The sequence below is a fragment of the Tumidithrix helvetica PCC 7403 genome (genome assembly GCF_965232925.1).
In the GTDB taxonomy this organism is placed as follows: Bacteria; Cyanobacteriota; Cyanobacteriia; order Pseudanabaenales; family Pseudanabaenaceae; genus Tumidithrix; species Tumidithrix helvetica.
In genome coordinates this window covers 44268-67648 of record NZ_CBDDRA010000009.1, presented here as the reverse complement: position 1 = coordinate 67648, position 23381 = coordinate 44268, and the positions used below count along the sequence as shown (strand labels likewise).

The window sequence follows — 23381 nt, the reverse complement described above, 5'->3', positions numbered from 1 at the left end:
GCTCTGAAGCGATGAAAAGAAAGTCGATCGTTTTGGGGATTTCGCTGGTTCATTTGCTCTTTTCGCTGTTCCTTGTCATTTGGAACCTAGCTAAAGGGGGAGAATACTTTAGCAATGCATCTCTAGGCGATCGCTTTTTAGATCTGCTTTCATACATCTTTTTCTTTCCCCTAGGCTGGCTTTTAATCCTCTTTTCTAAGTCTTTGGGTCATCTGCCTAAGACTTTGAGCGATATTTTGGCGATCGTAACATTGCCTTTGAATAGTCTGCTTTGGGGAATCTTTCTCTATTTCCTAGGCGTAAAGCTTTGGAATCGGTAAGTTTCATAATCTACCTTTCTCGATCTTCAACCTAATTAGGGTTTGCTGAAAAAAGTTCAAACAGACAAACCAAAAGGTTTTCAAAGATCTCGAGAACTGATAAAGTACAAGAAAAAGCGCCCAAAACAAGCAAAACCCTTGGACAAGTGAAATTTTATGTATTGTCGTTCCACCCCGAGACAACTATCCATTGAGAACTTCTACCTGTCCTTCGGAGGTAATACCGATTTCCTAAATATTTGCGACAGATCAGATTTTAGATTCCGTGCTGAGCGCGGTTTTTAAAAAAAATGAGGCAACGCATCTTTTTTTTAAAATGCTAGAACTATAAAAACAAAAATCCCTCTGACAAATCTGAGGGATTAAGCAGAGGGAAATTACAACTACGATGAATTCTTTAGCTTGGCAATCAGAAACTAGCCAAAGAAACTAGACGAAAGCGTCAGAGCAGAACCATCTGTAACCGTGATTTTAGCAATCAAGTCTGCACCTGAGGTGCGGAGCAGATCGTAATTTCCACCACTGAGGTTGTTGAGCGTATAGCCTCCGCTAGGTCCTCCCCCAAGATAAATGCGATCGCCCTCTGCTGTAGGGTTAAAGTCTTGAATCGACGTAAAGTCGTTTGCTCCTCCGCCCAAATAAAAGATACTGGTTCCATAACCGAGAACAAATGCATCGGCTCCAGTACCACCTTTTAAAGTGTCTTGCTCAGTTATACTCGTTGGACCTAAGTTGTTTCCTGCGAGTGCATCGTTCCCAGCCCCACCGTCAATGAAGTCATTTCCAGCCCCACCAGCGATCGTGTCATTGCCGCCATAACCTCTGAGTATATTGGCTTGAGCATTTCCAGAAATATAGTTAGCTGTACTCGTGCCGCCTCCAATAATGCCAGTTCCCTGATAAAGGCGAATATCAACTAAATCTGCTGTCGTACCACCCATATCGTAGTTGGTGTTATAGGCATAAATCAGATTTGTTCCAACTGTATCGATCGCTTTATCTAGATTGTAATCTTCGTAAACATAATAGGTGTCATTGCCTACCCCCCCTTGGAGTATGTCAACCTGACCATCCGCCGCATTTGTACTTGCGGTCAGCAAGTTATTCCCTGAGTTTCCTATGATTACATTACTAGAAGTATTCCCGCGACCTTCGATATTGCTAGATCCTGTAAGCGTAAGATTCTCAACATTAGGTGTATATTGCAGATTAAAGGAGACTAAAGATTGGACAGTATCGATGCCCCAAGCAGCACCAGCGTTTTCAAAGATTTGAACTGGATAATTAGTATCGATCGCATAGGTATCATCTCCCGCCAAGCCAAATACAGAATCGCCTGGTTGATATTGAAATAGGGCTGGATTTGTTCCCAATGTAAACGTATCATTTCCAGAGGTTCCATTCACGTTCATTTTAAGGCGACTATCTGAAATGCTTACAGTTTGGCTAGTCGTGCTTCCCAAGGCAATTCCTATTGTGGGGTTGTCAATGGTAAAGGTTGCGATTTCTGTTCCTTCGGTAATTGTGTCGTAGTTAACCACAAAGGAAACGGAACCAGTGGTTTGCCCATTAAGAATGGTGATTTGAGTGGGAATTGTGCCTGTAAAGTCATTGGCATCGATGCCTGTACCTGAGTAAAATATATCAACGGTCTGATCTCCAACTACAGTGCCTGAATTTGTGGCAGTTAGCGTAATTACGGTTTGACCGTTTTCACTTGCTGTTGTGGTATTTACAGAAAGATTGACGCGATCGTCGTCGATAATCGATAGTATTGCCTCAGATAAGATTCCAAGGCTATATGAGCCAGAGGGTGTAAGGTTTAGAGAGATATCCTCAATGTCTTCGATAATGAAATCATTGATTAGAGAGAGGGGTAAATCGACAAAGGCACTGCCTGCGGCAATCGTGATGCTGCCCGTGAAGTTGGCATTGTAGTCTGGGCCCTGAGCTGCTTGCCCTAAACCAGTGCTAATTGTGTAATTTACGGTTAATGCAGAAGTTGTGGAGCCTGCTCTGCTTATACGAAATGCCGAACCACTGGGGGCATTTTCTGTGATGGTTTCGGTAAGCGGAAAGATATTGACATCGTTATCGAAAACGAACGAACTTGTGGAGAAGCTTGATGTGGTTTCTCCTACGAGGTGTGCTATGACTTCACCACTAGGATCTCTAATATTTAGTGCAGTTTGTCCAAATTGATCGACTCCATTAACGACTGTTGTGCCGGGGGCAACTTTGAGACGGTCAAATTTGGCTGGATTGGTACTTTGCGAAGTCCAACCGACTATTCTGGCGTAGTCGTTTCCTGCTGTGTAGGCGTTGACTCCGCCTGATGAGAGTACAAAAATGTTGGAGGAGTTTGAGGAATGCGTCAGCGTATCGACTTGGTTGGGTGTGAGAATTGGTGTGCCTGTCGTGCTGCCTATGTCAAAGCCTACGAGTGTATTGAAGCCGCTACTACTTCCGCCAAAAATAGTGTCACTTCCGCTGCCACCTACGAGGATGTCGTCACCTGCATCACCAGAGAGGCGATCGTTTCCATCGCCACCGAAAATGGTGTCATTCCCATCGCCTGCGGAAACTGTAGTGTTGCCTAACCCTTTAGTTTTAATGTCGTCATTACCGCCTGGAAACGTTGTCACTTCCCAACCATTTTTATCAGATGAGTACAGAGAGATTATGGCATTCGTATCTGTGTTGTTGTTCCCACCAGATAAAGCAAGCTTTTTGTTAGTAAGGTCGATAATCTGTTCTACATTTTGACGATTTGCGGGGTCTACAAAGAAATTAAATACACTCAAGTTTCCCGATAGAGCCTTAACTACAATAGTGTCATTCCCTTCGCTTGCCTGCTCTGTCACTTTATCATCAATGCTATCCACATAGTAGGTGTCATCGCCTAACCCACCAGTCATCGTATCGTTTCCAATCCCTCCATACAAGTTGTCGTTGCCATCACCTCCACTGAGTGCGTCGTTGCCAGGTCCACCTGCAAGAGTATCGTCGCCTATGTTGCCGTTAATGATGTCGGCATCAGGAGTACCTGCTATAGAGTAGCCAGAGACAAGAAGAAGAGGGACTGGCGCTGTAAGGCTAATTGATGTAGGGGTGAACCCAGCATTGATAATCTTGTAACCAACATCTGCTAATACTGCTAAGTCCAACTGAGAAATAACTTTTCTAGAACCTGGAGGATAGCTAGGAACAAGTAACTCAGGTATCAGAGGGTTTCCACCTCCTACAGGGGGACTTGTCGTCCCAGGGACAAAGTGACTATCTGTAGCGGATGTAATTTTTCTTCCATTAGCTAAAGGTACAACCGAAGTTACATTACTTCCAAGGAAAGTAGTTCCAGTTTTCAGATTCACATCATACGCAAGAGCAGGCTTGTTAGATAGGAACCCGTTACGCTCAGCAGCCAAAATATGAAAGATTTCATGTAAAGCAACTGTGTAAAGATCGTACTGTGAGTCATTAACTGGCTTGGAATAGTCAACTTGGAATAGTTTAGTAGAACTAAATGTAATAGAGCCTACGGCAGGTTGACGATTAATCCCATTTCTGGCAGCATTCCAGAAATCATAGTCGTTGTTATCAGTACTCGAAATGTTTTGAGGCTTGAGAACATCACCAGTTGCAGTTTGGGCTATGTTAATGTCATTCCTATCCCTAGTTCTTGTCCCAATAAAAATCCTAATGTCTTGAATTGGAGTAGAAAGAGTAATTGTTGATTGATTATTAGGGTTCGGGAAGTCAATATCTCCTGTGTTAGCAACTTTTACATTAGTTCCCTGAGGGACATCAATAAAATCGCTGGCAATATACTGCGCCCAGTCATTTGCGGCTTTCACAACTGTTGCACGCGCTTTCTGTCCATCTGGTGTACTAGGGTCAAAAAGAGGCGATGGATTGAGTTGATAGAAATAATCAAAATCGATGTCGATGCTAAAAGCCATTTTAGTTCTCCTTATCTATAATAAATTGTTTTGAGAGGAAACAGCTCTCACCAGTTTTCTTACTTCCACACTTTACTCCATCTAATTTTGCCCCTTGGATTTTTAGTGCTCCCACAAATCTCTCAAAATTAGAGTCTCTCAGATCTGCATTACTGAAGTCTAATCCAACTGCAAGAGTGCCTTTGAAGCTTGCGTGTCTTAAATCGGCTTCACGAAAATTAGCCGATTGTATTTTCGCCTCAGATAAGTCAACATTCTGTAGATTTGCCATCCTGAAATTACAGTCATTTAACGTAGATCCCTTAAAAGTGGAACCCTTAAGATTTGCTCCAGTAAAATTAGGGAACATCCGTGATTCTGAGTGAGGAGGGGTTGGTTCAAAAATGGCATAGCTAAAATCCTCATTACTAAGGTCACGCCCATAAGCTCCAACATGGAAAAGTTCCCAAATCAGCACCCACTTGCGAGCCAACTTTGCAAAGGGAACACTTTGAGCATATGAAATTTGGACGTACCTCATATCGGCATTTGTAAAATCAGCATCTCGTAGATCGGCACTTCCAAGCTGTATTTCATGAAGCTTAGCACCACGAAAGTTAGTGCCAACAAGTTTTGCGCCTGAAAAGTTAGCACCACTTAAATCGACATTGCTGAAGTTTGCGCCACTGAGATCGGAGCCGCCAAGATTCATACTATTCCCTATTGCTCTTCGATCTAGATAAAGTTCACCCGTTTCTACTACTCTTGAAAAAGTATCTTCCCGTTTCACAAAACGGCTGAAAGCCTTTTTGCCACTTAGATTAACTCCTCGCAGATTGCAGTTTATACAAGAGCCAGTCTCTAACCATTGTTTGAGATCAGTTGGATTGTAACTAGGTTGAGTTCTATTCTCAGACAATGCATTCTCGATGCCCATTTGCCCTGTAGCTATTACTAGAATAAGTAATAAAATTACAATCAACCATCTTTTTTTTATTGAAGAACGCCGAAGTTTAACTTGAAATCTTTTCATGGTTTACCTATTCAAAGTTGCGTTGTTTACAGGGTAATTGTATGCAACGCAACCATCAGCGATCCACTCCACATTACCACTTTTATCTCAGGAAAATTAATCAAAAATTATATTTAATTCAGCCTTAACATAACCTTCGTCTGAGAGGAAGCAACTTTGAGACGGTCAAATTTGGCTGGATTGGTACTTTGCGAAGTCCAACCGACTATTCTGGCGTAGTCGTTTCCTGCTGTGTAGGCGTTGACTCCGCCTGATGAGAGTACAAAAATGTTGGAGGAGTTTGAGGAATGCGTCAGTGTATCGACTTGATTGGGTGTGAGAATTGGTGTGCCTGTCGTACTGCCAATGTCAAAGCCTACGAGTGTATTGAAACCACTACTACTCCCGCCAAAAATAGTGTCACTTCCGCTGCCACCTACGAGGATGTCGTCACCTGCATCACCAGAGAGGCGATCGCTTCCATCTCCGCCAAAGACTATGTCATTCCCATCGCCTGCGGAAACTGTAGTGTTGCCTAATCCTTTAGTTTTAATGTCGTCATTACCGCCTGGAAACGTTGTCACTTCCCAACCATTTTTATCGGATGAGTACAGAGAGATTATGGCATTCGTATCTGTGTTGTTGTTCCCACCAGATAAAGCTAGCTTTTTGTTAGTAGAATCGATAACCTTTTCTACATTTTGACGATTTGCGGGGAGTGAGAAGAAATTATATACACTCAAGTCTCCTGTAGCTACAATCGTGTCATTTCCTTGGTTTGTCTGCTCTGTCACTTTATCATCAATACTATCCACATAGTAGGTGTCATCGCCTAGTCCGCCAGTCATCATATCGTTGCCGGGTCCACCAGCAAGAGTGTCATTGCCGATGTTACCTTTGATGGTGTCATCACCTTTGGTTCCGCCAATGATGTATCCGAGAAAGTTTCCACTTGGAGCAGGGGCATCAAGTGGAATGTTGGTAGTACTAAATCCAGATATATCAACTTTTGAGTTGTCAATGTTATAGCCTACATCAGCTAAAAACTTGAGGTCGTTATCAGTAATTCCCCAAGTTTGTGCGATCGAACCGCCTAAAATGCCTGCACCCATTAAATCGTCTTGAAGTTGCCCTGTAATAGCATTTGTGTAAGTCACGACCTCTCCATTAGGTCGGAGCGTTGGAGATCTAGTTGAAACTACTATTCCTTTAACACTATTTATATTGACGTTGCCAGATGAATCAAAGGTGCGAAAAAAATGATTTCCTAAACCAGCATTTGTATTAATGGATTCAAGTTGGATTCCAGGAGAACTAAGGTTTAGACCGACAAAACTATTTCCAGAAATTCCATAGCTAAATGCAGTTGGTCTAATGGGCGGGTTGTTGTTGTCATCTTTATAAAAGCCCAATGCATGACCAATCTCATGTAGTGCAATCGTGTAGAGATCGACTTGATTGCTTGGTACTACACCAAATGTACTAAAGTAGTTGAGTTGATTGCTGAACAGTATGGAAGCAACAAAAGGCTCAGCATTTATGCCATACCTTCTAGCATCTAAATATCCGTAATCCACTCCAGGAGCAGTTCTAATAAAAGAACCTTTAGTAGCACTGCCAACAGAGGTCTCAGCCCCAGCAGAAGTCTGCCCAGTACTTACATAGATTCGGAGATCATCTATAGCCGTAGGGAGAGTGAATGTGTCATTTAAACCTGTGATTGGACTAATCAAATCAACTGTGACCCCTTCTGACACTTGGGCAAAGTCGTCTAGGATGAACTTTGCCCAAGTGTCAGCAGCATCTTTAACCACTTTTTGAGCATCGACTTGAGATTGCGTTAGATTGACATTTAGTTGCCCTCCAAATAAGGTTGAAGGATATCTGCTAAAGTCTAATTCGATTTGAAATGCCATGATTAATTACTCCAAAATAAGGTTTGTGTTTTGATGAGAGACAAGAAATTTCTTGGTCAGAAACTAATGGATTCAGATTCAAAAGATTAATTTTGATTTCTTACTCGCTGCAATCTCTACGAGTACTCAATGCAGAAATACTTGGAATAGAGCCATTTCGGATATCAATGTAACTTGCTTTTAAAGACTTCAGTGGGCTGAGATCGGAAATTGGATTGTAAATAAGAGTAAGCTCTCTAAGCTTTGGCAAAGAGAGTAATGGAGTGATATCCCTGATTTTGTTTCCATTAAGAATTAAATATTCCAAATTTATTAGAAACTTTAACGGACTAATATCGGAGATATTATTTAAACTCAGATCGAGTCTAACTAGTTTTGTTAGAGTTTGTAATGGACTAATGTCAGAAATATTTGAGAATGGAAAATATAGCTCGGTCAGTTCCGTAAGAGGTTGAAGTGACTTAAGATCTAAATTCCGAATGTCGTCAAGTTCAAGATGAGTGAGTTTTGACAAAGAACTTAGTGGTGTAATGCTATCAATTTTGTTATTCCGTATGGATAAAGATTTCAAATTAACTAAAGATTGAAGCGGTTTGATGTCTTCAATTTGATTACACTTAAGATTAAGTGATGTTAGTTTTGTAATTGATTGCAACGGACTTAAATCATTTACAGATGTATTTGTAATATCCAAATCGGTTAGATTTTTTAAGGACTCAAGTGGTCTAATATCCGATATATATATGCCTGAAAATTTTAGTTTAGTTAATTTGTTATGAGAACTCAGTGGGTTGATATCAGAAAATAGTGAGGTACTAAATTCGAGCCAAGTTAGTTTTTTGAGTGGAGCTAATACATTGAGATCTTTAATCGCAAGAATACTAATGTTTGTTAGATTTGTTAAAAATCGAAGCGGACTAAAGTCACAAATTATCGAGCCTAACAAAGATAATTCAGTTAGATTTGGAGCAAATTTCAGCGGACTAATATCATAAATTGGTGGTCCGCCATAGATTACTTCTGTTCCACCACGAGAATTCACTAGTGTTTTAGGTCGAATATATTTTCGCTGTGCAAGTTCTTTTCCTGACTGACTACAATCACCTCCTTTGCCCATATGAAAGAGTAAATAATTTACTGTATTTTTACTGACTGGAGAAAGACTTTCTTTATTTCGGCATAGCTCAGCAAAACTATTGAATTCACTAACCTGCCGCCAAGTTTTTGCTGAAGAAGGCGAAGGAATTGAAATCCCGATCGCTATCATCAGAGCAACAAAAGCACCTACAAAAAGAGTTCTTACCCAAATAAATTTTCTATCAGCTATCAGCGTTAAAAATCTTTTCATGGTTTACCTATTCAAAGTTGCGTTGTTTACAAGGTAATTGTATGCATCGCAACCATCAGCGATCCACTCCACATTACCACTTTTATCTCAGGAAAATTAATCAAAAATTATATTTAATTCAGCCTTAACATAACCTTCGTCTGAGAGGAAGCAACTTTGAGACGGTCAAATTTGGCTGGATTGGTACTTTGCGAAGTCCAACCGACTATTCTGGCGTAGTCGTTTCCTGCTGTGTAGGCGTTGACTCCGCCTGATGAGAGTACAAAAATATTGGAGGAGTTTGAGGAATGCGTCAGTGTATCGACTTGGTTGGGTGTGAGAATTGGTGTGCCTGTCGTACTGCCAATGTCAAAGCCTACGAGTGTATTGAAGCCGCTACTACTTCCGCCAAAAATAGTGTCACTTCCGCTGCCACCTACGAGGATGTCGTCACCTGCATCACCAGAGAGGCGATCGTTTCCATTCCCGCCAAAGACTATGTCATTCCCATCGCCTGCGGAAACTGTAGTGTTGCCTAATCCTTTAGTTTTAATGTCGTCATTACCGCCTAGAAACGTTGTCACTTCCCAACCATTTTTATCGGATGAGTACAGAGAGATAATGGCATTCGCATCTGTGTTGTTCCCGCTAGATAAAGCAAGCTTTTTGTTAGTAGAATCGATAACCTTTTCTACATTTTGACGATTTGCGGGGAGTGAGAAGAAATTATATACACTCAAGTCTCCTGTAGCTACAATCGTGTCATTTCCTTGGCTTGCCAGCTCTGTCACGACATCTAAAATGCTATCCACATAGTAGGTGTCGTCGCCTAACCCACCAGTCATCGTATCGTCTCCAATCCCTCCATACAAATTATCTTTTCCTCCACCTCCATTGAGCGTGTCGTTGCCGGGTCCACCTGCTAGGGTATCGTTGCCTGTGTTGCCTGTGATGGTGTCAGAATTAATAGTTCCACCAATTATGTAGCCAAGGAAGTTTTGTGTAGGGGCTGGAGCAGTTAGAGGAATTTTGCTTATGCCAGGATAATTAATGTCATAACCCACATCTGCTAAAAACTTGAGATCGATATCAGTAATTCCGAGATCTTGAGCATCAGAACCTTGTGGAAGAGCAAAAACCATAAGATCGTACTGGCTCGTTCCTATTGTATTGTTAGGCAGCAATGGGTCTCTAGGGATTCTATAAGCAACAACAATACCTGTAGCGTAATTTTGTGGCTGACCATTGACTAAATTACCGCTAAGGTGACCACTGAAAGGATTGTTTAACAAAATACCATTTGACAGGTTCTTACCATAAAATTTGCCGCTACTGATCCCGTATGCAAAGGCTGTGGGGCTGGTAGGCGGATTAGCAAAATTATCGACATAAAAGCCCAAAGCATGACCAATTTCATGTAGTGCAAATGTATAAAGATCGCTTTGACTAGCGTTGGTAACACCAGATGCATTAAATGCGAGTTGAGAATTGAATGCTATGGAAGCAGCAAAAGGCTCAGCATTTAGACCATATCTTCTGGCATCAAGATATCCGTAATCCACTCCAGGAAGAGCGTAAAGAGAGCCTTTTGTAGCAGCACCTACAGATGTTGAAGCGGGAGTAGAACCAAGTGCTTGTGTACTGACATAAATTCGGAGATCGTCTATCGCTGAAGTGAGTTTAAATCCTAGCGGGTCATTTTTTGCCTTTAATCCAGTAGTAGGGTCAATCAAATCAATATAGACATCTTTGGGCACTGGATCGAAATCATCTTTGATAAATTGAGACCAAGTGACAGCAGCATCTTTAACAGCTTGTCTTGCAGCTAAGCCAGCACTAGAGGTGTCAAACAGAGTAGAAGGGAAAGTATTGAAATCAAGATCTATAGTAAATGTCATTTGTTTAATTATCCTTTATAGTTTGTAGTTAAAGCTTGTTTGAGAAGAATCTTGTCGAGTTATGTTTTGACTGGTTATAGTTTTCCACAATCACTAAGTTGAGGAGGAATCTCAATAGGAACTATCCCTTCATTCATGTTATAGTTTTGAATGATTTTATTGTGCTGGGAATAGGGTGGTTTGATGTTTGCAATCTGACTACTATCAAGAACAAGACGTTTGAGCTTTGGTAAGAATAGAAGTGGAGTAATATCTACAACTGGGTTATGAGCAAGAGATAAATATTCTAGATTAGCTAAAGACTGAAGCGGACTAACATCTGACACCTTATTACCAGTCAAATCGAGAGAAACTAACTTTGTAAGCGATCTCAATGGACTTATATCAGTCACTTCTGAACTCCCAAGATAAAGATTCCTTAAATTGGTTAAAGTTTGAAGTGCTGTAATGTCAGGGTGAGAATTTAGCCTAGTAATACTAAGACCCTTGAGTTTTGATAAAGAACCCAGTGGGAAAATATTTTTGATAGGGGCACTGTTTAGAGCAAGATATTCCAAATTAATTAGAGATTTAAGTGGCTCAATATTATTAATTAGGGTGCAACTCAGATTAAGAGTTGAAAGCTTTGTAAGAGATTGTAATGGACTCAAGTCAGACACTCTAGACTCTTTAATAAAGAGTTCCTTGAGGTTGGTTAAAGACTCAAGAGAACTAATGTCAGATACTAAACTATTGCTTGAGAACTTCAGTGTGGTTAATTTAGTATGAGATTTAAGAGGACTTATATCGGAAATTAGTCTAGTACTAAATACAAGTCGAGTTAGATTGGTGAGAGGATCTAATGCGTTTAGCTCGTTAATATTAAAATCAATCGCACTCAGCCCATATTCACTTGGGAAAAAAGTAAGATCCGTAAGCTTAGGCAAGAATTTAAGTGGGCTTAAATCGACAATATAAGCTCCTGACAATGTTAATTCAGTTAAATTGGGAGCAAATCTCAAAGGACTAATATCTGAAATTGGAGGAGGAGAGAAGAATTGTCTTAGTCCTCCATCAGTATTAATTTCTTCACGGTAAATATATTCTCTCTCTCCAAGCTCTTTCCCAGCCATAATGCAATCATTATTGTGCATGTTAAAAAGAAGATAATAAACGGTATGTCTAGTAACTCCGGGAAGGCTTTCTTTATTCAGGCATAGATCGGCAAAGCTATTGAAGTCACTAACCTGCCGCCTTGTTTGAGCCACAGAAGGCGAAGGAACAGAAATCCCGATCGCAATCATCAGAGCAACAAAAACACCTATAAAAAGAGTTCTTACCCAAATAAATTTTCTATCGGCTATCAGCGTTAAAAATCTTTTCATGGTTTACCTATTCAAAGTTGCGTTGTTTACAAGGTAATTGTATGCATCGCAACCACCAGCGATCCACTCCACACTACCACTTTTATCTCAGGAAAATTAATCAAAAATTATATTTAATTCATCCTTAACATAACCTTCGTCTGTTTGAATGGGTCACACGATCTGGGGGGATTTGAAGGAGCGACCTTCGGCAATTTTTGCGACAGGTTGGGGGAAATTGTCGATGGAATAGAAGTTCTATTTAACGTCAGTTCGGGATAAGAAAACCTGAAACGCTATACATCCCAAGGATCCCCCCCAGCCCCCCTTGAAAAAAGGGGGGAGAATTCACTTGTCCCCCTTTTTCAAGGGGGATGCCCGATAGGGCAGGGGGATCAAACCTCTCGGTTCCAGCAAGTCGGCTTGATTTGTTCCGAAATCCTTAACCCGAACTCAGGTTATTTATTATCACAACAATGGAACCATAAAAAAATCCCTCTGGTTGAGAAGAGGGATGTTTGAACTTTAAATATAGTCTCTCTCGTTAGCCTGCAACAAAGAAGCTCGAAGAAAGTGTCAGTGTGGAACCATCTGTAACCGTAATCTTGGCAATCAGGTCTGCGCCAGTGGTACGCAAGAGGTCATAGCTGCCACCACCCAAATTATTGAGCGTGTAAGCGGCACTGGGTCCACCTGCTAGCTGAATGCGATCGCCCTCTGATGTGGGGTTAAAGTCTTGAACCGCTGTAAAGTCGTTGGCTCCACCACCTAGGTAGAAAACATTGCTACCAAAGCCAAGCACAAATGTATCGGCTCCAATACCACCAGTTATCGTATCTTGTTCGGTTGCGCTGGTTGCTCCTAAATTATTTCCAGAGAGGATATCGTTGCCTGTCCCCCCATCAATGGTGTCATTGCCTGCTCCTCCAAAAATCTTGTCATTGCCTCCATAGCCTCTCAGGGTATTGTTTTGAGCGTTTCCAGAAATAGTATTGATCGCACTAGTGCCACCAGCAATGATGTTAGTTCCCTGCAAACGAATATCCACTAGATCGGCAGTTGTACCGCCCATATCATAGTTACTAAAGGCGTATATTGTGTTCGTTCCCACTGTATCAATCACTATGTCTAAGTTGAAGTCTTCGTAGACATAGTAGGTATCATTACCTCCAGCACCTTGAAGCGTATCAGCCTGACCATCCGCCGCACCCGTACTTGCTGTCAGCAAGTTATTGCCTGAGTTTCCTGTAATTACATTACTAGAACCGTTCCCTTGCCCATCAATATTGCTAGCCCCTGTAAGCGTGAGGTTCTCAACGTTACTAGCATATTGAAGGTTAAAGGAAACTGAAGATTGGATAGTATCAATTCCCCAGCCAACACCTGCATTTTCAAAGATTTGAACAGAAGCATTATTGATTACAAAGGTATCGTCTCCAGCCAAGCCAAACAGGGTATCCCCTGCTCCCACAGCAGTAATAATGTTATCTCCACCATTTCCCTTCAGTACGTTCACCGCAGCATTGCCAGTGACGTTGCTATTGGGAGCCCCGTTGTTGCTGCCAGGACCAGTCAGGTTTCCACCTAAGGTCACATTCTCAATGCCCTGATATTGAGCCGTGCCAATATCAATTGTGTCACCTGGAGCGATCGCCGCAATGATGGTATCAGTTCCAGAGACTCCAGTATCGACGATCGTGTCAAATTGCCCAGGACGAACGTTGTAGGTGTCGCTACCATTTCCTCCATCCATAATGTCAGCGACACTATCGCTGCCGCCATCTAGGGTATCATTGCCACCTCCCCCCAACAAATTATTAACGGAACTATTCCCAGTAATGACGTTGTTAGAAGAACTACCTGTAATATCTGCGGCTCCTGCGGCATTATCAAGCACGATTGTCTCGATTTCAGCATCTGTAACCGAAAGATCGACAGATACATAGGCACGTATCGAATCGTTCCCACCACCAGCCGTTTCAAAAACCGAAATGCCTGTGTGATTTATAAAGTAGGTATCGTTACCATTGCCACCTTGAAAGACATCCGTACCACCATCAAAGTCGTAAAAGATATCATTACCCGCACTACCCGTAAGAATGTTATTGCCTGCATTCCCTTGCAAGGTAGTCCCAGTGTAACTGGCGGTAGCATTTGTGTTGGCTGTGCCCTGCAAAACTACGCGATCGACGAAAGGGGTCGCAGTATAAGTGCTACCAGCAGCTCCATTCCAAAAGACTGTGTCAAAACCACCTCCATTCAACTCCTTAACAATTGTTGCCGTGTCTTGTAACAGATAGCTATCATTCCCTGCTCCTCCAACCAAAATGTCTCCAGGTTGATATTGAAACAATGCAGGGTTTGTTCCTAACCTAAACGTATCATTTCCAGATGTTCCATTCACTGTTGCCATAAGAGCCCCTCGATCCCAACCGAATAAAGGATATTGTCAGATTATACCCTTATACACTCTGAAACATTCAGTCACTTTCGTATTCTTTCCTAAAGTCCCTTCAAGCAAATTTCCTACTGATTGGGTAGTTTATTTCCCCAAGGATTTCAAGAGTCCTTTTTCCGAGTTTTAGGAACTGTATGTCGCGAGGATTTCATCGGCTTTCTCTAAGTTAGAACCACCGATCGCGGTGAGTTGATAGTTTAAAGATCGTAAAATCGTTAAGCATTGTTCTTTGACTTCTTCGCCATGGGTAGCCAAGAAAATCGTTGGATGCACCTCTGCGAGCATAGACTTAGCTCCTGATAATATTGAAGCTTCCGCCCCTTCTACATCCATTTTGATATAGTCTGGATTTGGTAGAATGCCATCTGCAATCAAGCGATCGAGGCTAGCGGTTTCAACCATGAGTCCACCTTGGTTAGATAGGTATCCTTGACTGCTACCTTTAGATGGCTCAAAGTTGGCGCTTCCATTAGAATCAGAAACTGCGATCGCAAGCACCTTGACATTATCCACTTGATTGATTTGCAAATGTCGCCGTAGATATTGCAAGTTGCTTGGTACGGGTTCAAATGCAAAAACCTTGCCATGTTCCCCAACCAATTTAGAGGCTAGAAGTGTGTAAAATCCAACATGAGCGCCCAAGTCAATAAAAACCTTGCCTTCTTGTATAGTTTGCTCAATTAGCAATCGTTTGTCTAACTCATAGCTTCCAAGCCAGCATCCATGATTGCTAGAGCCCGTTATCCACTTTTGCCCTCTTAGTTTTCCCTGTAAGATGGGCACAATCAGATTGGCAGGGAGAAGCCGTAATGGAAGACGTAAGATTTTACCTAATAGGGATTGATTTGGGATTCCAGAGAAATTCATGGCATTATGCAATTTAAAAGAATGAGAAAATCATACTGCTCTCTGTCTTCGTTGCATTTCTCTCAAGCAAGTAGCATGAAACATAGGGCAAGGGTATGAAATATCAGCAATAAAATGATAAAAACCGTGACAGCACTACAACAAAAAGCAAAAATTTGTTTGATTACACCTGGGCATATCGGGGCGAGTCCGCGTCTCGTCAGAAATGCCACTGCCCTCCATGCCGCAGGATATCGGGTCAGTGTTGTCAGCGCTAGATTTGCGTCCAAATGGCTCGAGGCCGATCGCGAAACCATCGCTGATGCTGCGTGGCAATTAATACCATTTTCAAAAAGTGATGCAACGCATCTTTTTGAAAAGACCGCGCTCTGCGCGGAACCCAAAACCCGATCTGCCACAAATTCAAGAGAAATTGGTATAACCTATGTTGATTTTTTAGGCTCAGAGATGAGCAAGCGCCTTCATTGGCATTTTGTGCGCGTTCGCCGTTTTTTGAGTGCAAAACTCGTGAAGCTTTTCCCTACTGAAAATTTAATCCGTTATGCTTGCGGATATGCAAATCCCGAACTCGCAAAACTGGCAGCCCAAGAGTCAGCCGATCTGTATATTGCCCATCAACATTTTGCGATCGCGGCAGCAGCTTGGGCGGCTCATAAAAACAAGAGCAAGTTTGCCTTTGATGCCGAAGATTTACTCGCAGATTGCTCTGCCGAACCCGTAGAGTTAATGCTTCATCTAGAACGGCGTTATACAAAACACTGTGCGTTTATTTCTACCATGTCACAGGTAGCCGCAGAGCGGCTCGAACGTACCAATCATTTGCAGTCACAACCGCTCGTTTTATACAACACCCCAAGACTTCAAGAAAGTCTTGGTATTTTAGCGCCTCAATTGCGATCGCCTAAACAAACGTTGAGTATTTACTGGTTTGGTCAAACCATAGGTACCCATGCTTGCGCGGATCAAGTATTAAAGGCCATGCCATACCTATGCAAACCCATTAAGTTGGTATTGCGAGGAAATCCTAGAGCTGAATATATAGACTATCTCCAAAATCTTGCAAAAACTTTAAATGTATCGGAATTTCTAGAGATTTTGCCGACAGCTTCGCCCCTCGATATGGTGAGGTTAGCATCCGAACACGACATTGCCCTGGGTAGCCAACCCAGCCAAGAACTGTTTTATCAAATGGCGATCGGGAATAAAGTGTTTACAGGAATGATGGCAGGTTTGGCTTTAGCTCTAACGGATACAATCGCCCACCGACAATTATTCGTAGAAGCTTCTGGTTGCGGTTTCTTGTTCCCCAATCAAGACGAAAAAGCATTAGCCAATCTACTCAATCCATTACTCGCCAATCCTGAGAAGCTAGAGGCAATGAAACAGAGAGCTTGGGAGTTAGCCCAACAAAAATTTAACTGGGACTATGGCTCAAAAATCTTACTGGAAAAAGTCTTTCAGATTACTGGAACCTGAGAGAGTGGGCTAAGAGCCCTATTCAATCAAATGCTCGAGATCTATGAGATAAATCGCTAGCCAAAGCTCAGCGATGGTGCGTTGAAAGGCATAGTACCAACCTGCCCAACCATCTAGGATACCTCCCTTGAACAGTAAGCAATAAAAGAAGACTAAAAAGGGAGCAAAGAGCTTACGTTTGCGCAGGCGATCGCTCCAGCTTAATTCGCGATCGGCAGTGCTTAAGAGCTTCTTCGCCTCCAAAATCATATAGCGATCTTGAGATTGCAACCACCGACTGAGCGACTTGCGATCGTCATGATAAATCACTCCTTTTAGCATTGCAGAAGTTCCCTCAATGCGAACTCGCTGTGTATGTCCGTCTGTGTAATAGCTTGCTTTAGCACGGCGATAGAGAACTGTGCGAGGCGGAAGCAGCGTTCCCCTAAGCATCTTCCCCTGCACGCAGTATTTAAAATTAACCTGATAGGCATCAACCAGAGGACTATCCACTAAGGTCTGGATCTCTTGAATGAGAGCATCACTCAGTACATAGTCAGCATCAAGGGACAACACCCACTCTGATTGAATTTGTTCCAGCCCATAGTTGCATTGGTTGGCGGCACAATCAAATCTTCTCTGTAAGATTGATACCTGTGGGAAAGTTGCTGCGATTTCTAAGGTGCGATCGTCGCTAAAGCTGTCTAACATAAGAATCTGTTTTGCCCAAGTCAAACGCTGCAAAACCCGTTGAATGTTTGCTTCTTCGTTATAGGTGAGAATGAGGGGCGTAACTGTTTCTATCATTGCTTTTTCGACTCCCCCTAAGCCAAAGGGATTCCAGTATAACTATTTAATACCATTTTCAAAAAGTGATGCAACGCATCTTTTTGAAAAGACCGCGCTCCGTGCGGAACACAAAACCCGATCTGTCGCAATTTCAAGAGAAATTGGTATAAATAGAGAGAGGGATGAAATGGGATAGCCATAGGGTCAGAATTAGAATATGTGGGTTTCTTACTTGTCTTCTTTCGCGATCGTTGGAATGGCATACTTTGATGACAGCAAAAAACACTGTTCTTTGAAAAATAGAGATGTACAGTGTGGCAAAATAACGCCTGGCGCATTTCCAAAGAAGTCAACTCGACTCATCCCACTCTCTTTGAAACCTTCTTGAAATCCATAGCCTTCCGCATTATCACAGATAATCACACCATCATTTGCCATGAGAGCCCGAGCAATAGCAATCATTTCATAGCGATAGAGACCGTCAATGATAATTACGTCGAACTCAGGATAATTTTGCAATATTTGATTGACTTCTTGCACGCATGCAGATGGACTGTCTAGAGACACCAAAAATAGTTGGACATTGGCTGGCATCCTCTCTTTAATCTTTTCGTACCACTGTTTATCGCCTTCAAGGGTTACAACAGATTTCGCGCGTTGCGCCCACCATAATGAAGATTGTCCCCCCCAAACTCCAACACTGTTTTTCCAGAAAAATCTCTATGTTTGAGGAGATCGATACAGGGATAGGTATACCAGGGAAGTGCTTCTCCTATTCTCGAAACCGCAGAAATTTTCCAACTACTTCTGAAATGCCCTGTTCGGTAACTGAATAGAATCGGTGTGAGTGTGGCAGTAAAAAAGCTTCTGATCGCATTGGACACTGGCGTAGGAAGATACTTCTTAAAAACCTGAAATACGGTTTGAATTGCTGTTTGGGTCATTAGTCAAATGCCTCATGCGTCACGGGGTCAGAATTCTCGAATAAACTTCCGCCAATTTCGTCGCTATTGTATCCCAACTATACTGCGATGCAACCAACTGACTGGCGCGATCGCCCATTTGTTTAAACGCTTGCGGTTGCTCTAGGAAATCTGCGATCGCCGTCGCAATTCCATCAATATCCAAGGCTGAGACTATGCCAAGCTGATACTGCTCGACTTCAGCGGCTAAGGCTACCCCTGGTGTAGTCAAGATCGGTAAACCTGCTGCCATTGCCTCTAAAACCACAATCCCAAAATTTTCAGAATGGGAGGTGAGCGCAAATAGATCGGAACCCTGTAAAAACAACTGCTTGCGATCGCCTGTCACAAATCCTGCCCAATGGGTGCAGCGATCGAGTCCATGTTCGCGCAATAAATCTTTCACCTCGGCTTCATAGGCTGGGTCTCCTTGCCCTGCCAAAATAAACCAAAAGGGATACTCTGTAAGGTTCATGCATTTCCCTAGGGCTGGGATCAGGTAATTTAAGCCTTTTTTAGCGTGAAGCCGCGACATGAAAAGAATTATCGGTGTGTCTGCGGAAATTCCCAAAAGCTGTCGTAATTGCGATCGCGCTACGATCAGCGGTGGAGGGATAGAAATTCCGTGGGGCAGAATAAAACTTGGTAGCGATAACCCTAACGCCGAAACTTCCTGCTGTTCTTGCAAGGATGTCAGGTGTAAAGCTCGGCAATGCTTGAGATTCGAGCGTTCGATCGCGGATAAATAAATTTGTTTTTTGAATCGACTTTGCTGTAACGACCACGCACATAATTGCCCCAACGGTCGGTTGATGTAGGGAACCCCTTTCATGCGGGCGATCGCCATCGCAATTGTGGAAGGATAGGAGAAAATTGCATGAATATGGAGCAAATCGTAGTCCGTGACATGCTGCCACAGCCAAGCAGTGAACGAACTAGAAAAAGCAAACTCGCGAATCCCATGGACAGAAGGAGAAAATCGGGGGAAAAAGCGAATCGGCACGCCTGCATATTCCGTCCAATCCTCTAGGGAGACATTCAGCAAGTCCTTGCCATTATCATTGGTGGTGGCGATTTCGTACCGAATGCGTCCCACCGCAGCAGTTACCTTCCGCTCGTCTTCTGAAGCATCCCCCAAGACATTTAAAGCCTTGACCATTTCTAGGACAGCTTGACTCGGCCCCCCCCGAACCGCCGCTACCGAAGGAATGACATGCAAGATTTTCATGCTGTGCTTAATCATTTATCCGTACAATTTATCGGCGGCGCCACAGCATCATGGCATCGCCAAAGGAGTAGAAACGGTAATTCTGTGCGATCGCTTCTTGATAGAGAGAAAGCAAAAATTCTCGTCCACCCTCGCCTAAAAGGGAGGCAACTAGCATCATCAAGCTTGACTTGGGCAAATGAAAATTGGTAATCAAGCCGTCCAAGATTTTCCATTCATAACCTGGGTAAAGCATTAGATTGGTCTTGCCCTGATAGGGCTGCATATTACTGCTTTCAATGGCTCTCACAACCGTCGTACCCACGCCGATCACCCGCCCACCTTTGGCTTTTGTGGCTTCGATCAGAGCGATCGTTTCTTGAGACACCTCAAACCACTCACTATGCATTTTATGCTCTCTGACATCTTCAGTTTCTACAGGTCGAAATGTGCCTAACCCCACATGCAGGGTAATGTAGGCTTGGTTTACACCCATATCACTTAGTTGCTGAAGTAGGGGCTCCGTGAAGTGCAAGCCCGCCGTTGGGGCAGCGATCGCCCCAGGAACCTTGGCATAGACCGTTTGGTATTGCTCCGAATCCGCTTGAGATTCCGTCACATAGGGTGGAAAAGGAATTTTGCCTAAATGGTCAATAATCTGATGCAGGGTTTGATCTTCGGGAATATGAAATAGCAGATCTCTTGCCCTTGTGGCTTCGTCAATCCCTTCAACCGTGGCTTTTACTTCCTCGTTAAAAATAATTGTGCTACCCACGGGTAGGCGTTTACCGGGCTTGACCAAGGATAACCAGCGATTATGTCCCGTTGGCTCCATGAGCAAAATCTCGACGGGTACACCTGAAATCTTATGCCCGTGCATGCGTGCAGGAATCACCCGCGTGTTGTTAAAAATCAGCAGGTCTCCCGATTTTAGGAGTTGGGGCAACTGATAAAAATGAAAATGATGGATGTTTTTGTCAGTATCCACTGCCAACAAACGTGAGTTATGCCTTGGGACAGCAGGATTTTGGGCAATGCAATGGCTGGGTAGTTCGTAGTCGTAGGCACTTAAGCTATGATCGATATTCGGCATTTGCAATTTGTAATCACTCCTAACACTTCCTAACCTTTTGAATTTAAATTCAATAGAAAAAAATAAAAATTTATATACGCAACTTGCTAACGAGTGGTATATAGAGGGTGGCATTTGCTCCTAGTCCAGATGTACCAAGCTGAATTTGCTTTTGATAAATCATCGCGATCGCGAAAAGCTTCCCATCTGTGCTAAAGCTACAGTGAAATGCTGAAGTTGCTGTATTAGGCACACCTTGACAAGACATAACTCAATCAAAAAACAACCCAAGAGGATTCTTATGCAATACCTAATGATGGATCTACACCAACGCTTTATCGGTACGTTAAACTACAACACACCGTTAGCCGTTGGGGATAAATTTGAGGCAAGCAACGCTAAGACTTATACAGTTGTAAGTATAGATGCTTCCCGTAACCCTAGTAAAAAGCACAAATCTGTAACCGTGATCGCAAATGGGGCTTCAGCACGCACAAACTAGGTCAAAATCGTTCAAACCAGATTACTCAATCGAAAGTTAGACCAGATACTTTATTGGTAGTAACTGAACCAAATTTTGACCCTGCTTAAAAACATCTAGATCGAGACGGCATAGCCAGTCATCCATTGTTGCTCAGACTTTTAGAAAGTCAAGTCCACTCTGTCGTTTTCCATTAAAAAAGGATGCCACTGAATTGATTTGCCAATTTTGCAAGTTTTTCTGAGATTGCCTGAGATTCCGATATCTCAGGCATATTTGCTTTGGGGGGATTTTCACCATGAAAGATGAATCAAATTCAGCGATCGCCTACCGTTTGCAAGAATTACTTTTGGTTGTAGGCATTGCACTCAGGAACTAGCTCTCTAGTTCGTCCAAGATCAAACTATTGCCAATACCCTGATGCACGGTTTTTACCCACTTCAAACGTTTGGGGCGAATCGACATCCGCAGCGTTACGCTTGCCATCACAGGAATCCAGTGCAGCATATAGATCGTGCCGCGCAGGGTTTGCACCAAAGCGCTAAACCATGAGACTTGATACGATCGCTTAATACCAAAAGCCATCCCAATCGTCGATAGGACTAAAGCAAACCCACCAATGGGGGCGAGTAAAGGCTGTTGTTTCAGGGCGATCGCGGCGATCAGGTCAGGCACAAAGGCAGTGGGTAAAAGATATTGGGTCAGTAAAAACATGGACATATCGGCAATTTTAGCAAACCCCATTTTGCTGTTTAAGATCGCCGACCAATAGTCTAGATAGCGCTGAAATCCACCTTCCGCCCAACGATTGCGTTGATGCCACAGTTGCATGAAAGTCTCTACCCCCTCTTCCTGTACGGCAGGAAAAGAGAGGCAGCCAATATCCCATTGATGCAGGTGCAAGCGAATCGTAAGGTCTAGGTCGTCGGTAATCGTCTCTTCATTCCAACCACCACACTCCAGTAAAGCCGATCGCCTGACAAACTGACCGTTGCCCCGCAGTTCGCCAATGCCACCAACGCGATTGCGCCGATCTTGAAAGAAAATATCCAACGCCATTTCTGCGGACTGTCCCTTTGTCCAAAAATTGTGAGCAGCATTGGCGATCGCCTTGCGTAACTGGATGGCCCCCGTGCGGGGACGTTGAAATAACGGCACGAGGGCATGTAAAAAATCGGCAGAAATTTGAGCATCGGCATCAAATACACCAATAATTTCGCCTTTGGTCAGGGGTAACACTTGATTTAAAGCACCCGACTTTCCACCTTTGCCATCTGCCCCGCGTCGAATGGTTTTGAGTTGTGGGAATTTTTGTTTGAGTTTTTCTAAAACCTCGGGGGTGCGATCGCTGCTGTTGTCATCAATAATCCATACTTCCCAGCGATCGCTCTGGTAGTCAAGTTGACAGAGGGAGGTGACCAAGTTGGCAATCACAACCTCCTCATTTTTGGCAGCCACCAGCAGAGAGAAAAAAGGTAACTCTTGGTCTTGACTCTGGTTGGTAGTCGCACCAGCAGGCTGGGGCAGAGGCGGAGATACGAGCAACCGCAGCCCATGAATTGCCATAAACAGGAGCAAACCTAAAATCAGCCATTGACCCCAAGGCAACAGATGTAGCCACACGATCGAGGCGTAAACGAAAATTACGACAATCGCCGCCTTTAGCCTGCGCCTCTCACCCCTAGCAGTCAAGTTGCTGCCAAAATCTGTCTGATCCATCAAAATTTAAATACATTATTAAGAACTATGTAAAATCATAATCTTATCTTGCGATTAGATTGACAGTTACTCAAAACACATCGAATTAAGTGGGTTTTCTAAGTGGATTTTGGATTACACCAAACTTGGATGCAGCAGGCGATCGCACTGGCTGAGCAAGCAGGAGCAGCAGGCGAAATTCCTGTGGGGGCGATCGTAGTGAGTGCTCGCAATCAAGTGGTGGGGATCGGGGAAAATCGTAAGGAACGCGATCGCGATCCCACAGCCCATGCTGAAATTGTGGCAATAAGAGCCGCCGCTAAAAAACTAAAGGACTGGCATCTGAATGGTTGCAGTCTCTATGTCACTCTCGAACCATGCCCCATGTGTGCGGGGGCGATTATCCAAGCGCGAGTCAGTACCCTCATTTATGGCGCGGACGATCCCAAAACAGGGGCAATTCGTACCGTGGCGAACTTACCCGACAGCCCAGTCTCTTTCCATCGCCTGACTGTAATTGCTGGGATCTGCGAAATTTCTTGTCAGAATTTGCTCCAAACATGGTTCCAACAATTGCGAAATGTAGAACAGCCCTAAATGATTTGAGCGTAGGGGCAATTCATGAATTGCTCCTACGC

19 protein-coding genes are annotated in these 23381 nt (G+C 43.2%); 4 read left to right on the top strand and 15 right to left on the bottom strand.

The features are described from left to right. Positions 1 to 11: 11 nt before the first annotated feature. Positions 12 to 320 carry a hypothetical protein gene (locus ACP2WE_RS10450; protein WP_425215498.1) on the top strand — a complete coding sequence of 103 codons (309 nt, stop codon included), beginning with the start codon at positions 12 to 14 and terminating at the stop codon, positions 318 to 320. 416 nt (positions 321 to 736) lie between these two features. On the opposite strand, the gene ACP2WE_RS10445 is transcribed toward ACP2WE_RS10450, so the two are convergent. From ACP2WE_RS10445 to ACP2WE_RS10410, 8 genes are all read right to left on the bottom strand, one after another. Further along, a complete protein-coding gene (locus ACP2WE_RS10445) occupies positions 737 to 4279 on the bottom strand; it encodes a beta strand repeat-containing protein (RefSeq protein ID WP_425215497.1) in 3543 nt (1180 codons plus the stop codon). A gap of 1 nt (position 4280) precedes the next feature. Next, positions 4281 to 5291 (bottom strand): pentapeptide repeat-containing protein, encoded by a 1011-nt coding sequence (locus tag ACP2WE_RS10440; RefSeq protein ID WP_425215496.1) that lies wholly within the window; start codon positions 5289 to 5291, stop codon positions 4281 to 4283. 113 nt (positions 5292 to 5404) lie between these two features. Next, entirely contained in the window at positions 5405 to 7186 is a 1782-nt protein-coding gene (locus tag ACP2WE_RS10435; RefSeq protein ID WP_425215495.1) for a hypothetical protein, read from the bottom strand. Positions 7187 to 7286: 100 nt separating this feature from the next. After that, complete coding sequence (locus ACP2WE_RS10430; RefSeq protein WP_425215494.1) at positions 7287 to 8534, bottom strand: leucine-rich repeat domain-containing protein; 1248 nt, start codon at positions 8532 to 8534, stop codon at positions 7287 to 7289. Positions 8535 to 8647: 113 nt separating this feature from the next. Then, a complete protein-coding gene (locus ACP2WE_RS10425) occupies positions 8648 to 10411 on the bottom strand; it encodes a hypothetical protein (protein ID WP_425215493.1) in 1764 nt (587 codons plus the stop codon). A 74-nt stretch (positions 10412 to 10485) separates the two neighbouring features. Next, entirely contained in the window at positions 10486 to 11775 is a 1290-nt protein-coding gene (locus ACP2WE_RS10420; RefSeq protein ID WP_425215492.1) for a leucine-rich repeat domain-containing protein, read from the bottom strand. Positions 11776 to 12298: 523 nt separating this feature from the next. Next, positions 12299 to 14167 carry a beta strand repeat-containing protein gene (locus tag ACP2WE_RS10415; protein WP_425215491.1) on the bottom strand — a complete coding sequence of 623 codons (1869 nt, stop codon included), beginning with the start codon at positions 14165 to 14167 and terminating at the stop codon, positions 12299 to 12301. Positions 14168 to 14335: 168 nt separating this feature from the next. Beyond that, complete coding sequence (locus ACP2WE_RS10410; RefSeq protein ID WP_425215490.1) at positions 14336 to 15079, bottom strand: FkbM family methyltransferase; 744 nt, start codon at positions 15077 to 15079, stop codon at positions 14336 to 14338. Positions 15080 to 15205: 126 nt separating this feature from the next. Here ACP2WE_RS10410 and ACP2WE_RS10405 point away from each other — a divergent pair, with 126 nt between their 5' ends. Then, positions 15206 to 16555, top strand: a complete 1350-nt coding sequence (locus ACP2WE_RS10405; RefSeq protein ID WP_425215489.1) for a glycosyltransferase — start codon at positions 15206 to 15208, stop codon at positions 16553 to 16555. 18 nt (positions 16556 to 16573) lie between these two features. On the opposite strand, the gene ACP2WE_RS10400 is transcribed toward ACP2WE_RS10405, so the two are convergent. The 6 genes from ACP2WE_RS10400 to ACP2WE_RS10375 all read right to left on the bottom strand — a co-directional run bounded on the left by ACP2WE_RS10400 (position 16574) and on the right by ACP2WE_RS10375 (position 20832). Next, entirely contained in the window at positions 16574 to 17341 is a 768-nt protein-coding gene (locus ACP2WE_RS10400; protein ID WP_425215488.1) for a glycosyltransferase family 2 protein, read from the bottom strand. Between the two features lie 210 nt (positions 17342 to 17551). Continuing rightward, a complete protein-coding gene (locus ACP2WE_RS10395) occupies positions 17552 to 17917 on the bottom strand; it encodes a hypothetical protein (protein WP_425215487.1) in 366 nt (121 codons plus the stop codon). A gap of 44 nt (positions 17918 to 17961) precedes the next feature. Then, positions 17962 to 18267 carry a hypothetical protein gene (locus tag ACP2WE_RS10390; RefSeq protein WP_425215486.1) on the bottom strand — a complete coding sequence of 102 codons (306 nt, stop codon included), beginning with the start codon at positions 18265 to 18267 and terminating at the stop codon, positions 17962 to 17964. 19 nt (positions 18268 to 18286) lie between these two features. Further along, positions 18287 to 19513, bottom strand: a complete 1227-nt coding sequence (locus ACP2WE_RS10385) for a glycosyltransferase (RefSeq protein ID WP_425215485.1) — start codon at positions 19511 to 19513, stop codon at positions 18287 to 18289. A 28-nt stretch (positions 19514 to 19541) separates the two neighbouring features. Next, positions 19542 to 20585 carry a tRNA preQ1(34) S-adenosylmethionine ribosyltransferase-isomerase QueA gene (queA, locus tag ACP2WE_RS10380; RefSeq protein WP_425215484.1) on the bottom strand — a complete coding sequence of 348 codons (1044 nt, stop codon included), beginning with the start codon at positions 20583 to 20585 and terminating at the stop codon, positions 19542 to 19544. 70 nt (positions 20586 to 20655) lie between these two features. Next, positions 20656 to 20832: a hypothetical protein gene (locus tag ACP2WE_RS10375; RefSeq protein ID WP_330484664.1), complete on the bottom strand. Its 177-nt coding sequence runs from the start codon at positions 20830 to 20832 to the stop codon at positions 20656 to 20658. A 33-nt stretch (positions 20833 to 20865) separates the two neighbouring features. Between ACP2WE_RS10375 and ACP2WE_RS10370 the strand changes: the two genes are divergently transcribed. After that, positions 20866 to 21066, top strand: a complete 201-nt coding sequence (locus ACP2WE_RS10370; protein WP_425215483.1) for a hypothetical protein — start codon at positions 20866 to 20868, stop codon at positions 21064 to 21066. Positions 21067 to 21420: 354 nt separating this feature from the next. Here the strand turns inward: ACP2WE_RS10370 and ACP2WE_RS10365 are convergent, their stop codons facing one another. Further along, positions 21421 to 22764 carry a glycosyltransferase family 2 protein gene (locus ACP2WE_RS10365; protein WP_425215482.1) on the bottom strand — a complete coding sequence of 448 codons (1344 nt, stop codon included), beginning with the start codon at positions 22762 to 22764 and terminating at the stop codon, positions 21421 to 21423. A 129-nt stretch (positions 22765 to 22893) separates the two neighbouring features. Between ACP2WE_RS10365 and ACP2WE_RS10360 the strand changes: the two genes are divergently transcribed. Next, complete coding sequence (locus ACP2WE_RS10360; protein ID WP_425215576.1) at positions 22894 to 23340, top strand: nucleoside deaminase; 447 nt, start codon at positions 22894 to 22896, stop codon at positions 23338 to 23340. The last annotated feature ends 41 nt before the right edge of the window (positions 23341 to 23381 follow it).

What these genes read in the sequence shown, in the direction of transcription:
- ACP2WE_RS10450 (WP_425215498.1), top strand. Translation starts at nt 12, where the DNA reads ATGAAAAGAAAGTCGATCGTTTTGGGGATTTCGCTGGTTCATTTGCTC.
- ACP2WE_RS10445 (WP_425215497.1), bottom strand. Translation starts at nt 4,279, where the DNA reads ATGGCTTTTAGCATCGACATCGATTTTGATTATTTCTATCAACTCAAT.
- ACP2WE_RS10440 (WP_425215496.1), bottom strand. Translation starts at nt 5,291, where the DNA reads ATGAAAAGATTTCAAGTTAAACTTCGGCGTTCTTCAATAAAAAAAAGA.
- ACP2WE_RS10435 (WP_425215495.1), bottom strand. Translation starts at nt 7,186, where the DNA reads ATGGCATTTCAAATCGAATTAGACTTTAGCAGATATCCTTCAACCTTA.
- ACP2WE_RS10430 (WP_425215494.1), bottom strand. Translation starts at nt 8,534, where the DNA reads ATGAAAAGATTTTTAACGCTGATAGCTGATAGAAAATTTATTTGGGTA.
- ACP2WE_RS10425 (WP_425215493.1), bottom strand. Translation starts at nt 10,411, where the DNA reads ATGACATTTACTATAGATCTTGATTTCAATACTTTCCCTTCTACTCTG.
- ACP2WE_RS10420 (WP_425215492.1), bottom strand. Translation starts at nt 11,775, where the DNA reads ATGAAAAGATTTTTAACGCTGATAGCCGATAGAAAATTTATTTGGGTA.
- ACP2WE_RS10415 (WP_425215491.1), bottom strand. Translation starts at nt 14,167, where the DNA reads ATGGCAACAGTGAATGGAACATCTGGAAATGATACGTTTAGGTTAGGA.
- ACP2WE_RS10410 (WP_425215490.1), bottom strand. Translation starts at nt 15,079, where the DNA reads ATGAATTTCTCTGGAATCCCAAATCAATCCCTATTAGGTAAAATCTTA.
- ACP2WE_RS10400 (WP_425215488.1), bottom strand. Translation starts at nt 17,341, where the DNA reads ATGATAGAAACAGTTACGCCCCTCATTCTCACCTATAACGAAGAAGCA.
- ACP2WE_RS10395 (WP_425215487.1), bottom strand. Translation starts at nt 17,917, where the DNA reads ATGCCAGCCAATGTCCAACTATTTTTGGTGTCTCTAGACAGTCCATCT.
- ACP2WE_RS10390 (WP_425215486.1), bottom strand. Translation starts at nt 18,267, where the DNA reads ATGACCCAAACAGCAATTCAAACCGTATTTCAGGTTTTTAAGAAGTAT.
- ACP2WE_RS10385 (WP_425215485.1), bottom strand. Translation starts at nt 19,513, where the DNA reads ATGAAAATCTTGCATGTCATTCCTTCGGTAGCGGCGGTTCGGGGGGGG.
- queA (WP_425215484.1), bottom strand. Translation starts at nt 20,585, where the DNA reads ATGCCGAATATCGATCATAGCTTAAGTGCCTACGACTACGAACTACCC.
- ACP2WE_RS10375 (WP_330484664.1), bottom strand. Translation starts at nt 20,832, where the DNA reads ATGTCTTGTCAAGGTGTGCCTAATACAGCAACTTCAGCATTTCACTGT.
- ACP2WE_RS10370 (WP_425215483.1), top strand. Translation starts at nt 20,866, where the DNA reads ATGCAATACCTAATGATGGATCTACACCAACGCTTTATCGGTACGTTA.
- ACP2WE_RS10365 (WP_425215482.1), bottom strand. Translation starts at nt 22,764, where the DNA reads ATGGATCAGACAGATTTTGGCAGCAACTTGACTGCTAGGGGTGAGAGG.
- ACP2WE_RS10360 (WP_425215576.1), top strand. Translation starts at nt 22,894, where the DNA reads ATGCAGCAGGCGATCGCACTGGCTGAGCAAGCAGGAGCAGCAGGCGAA.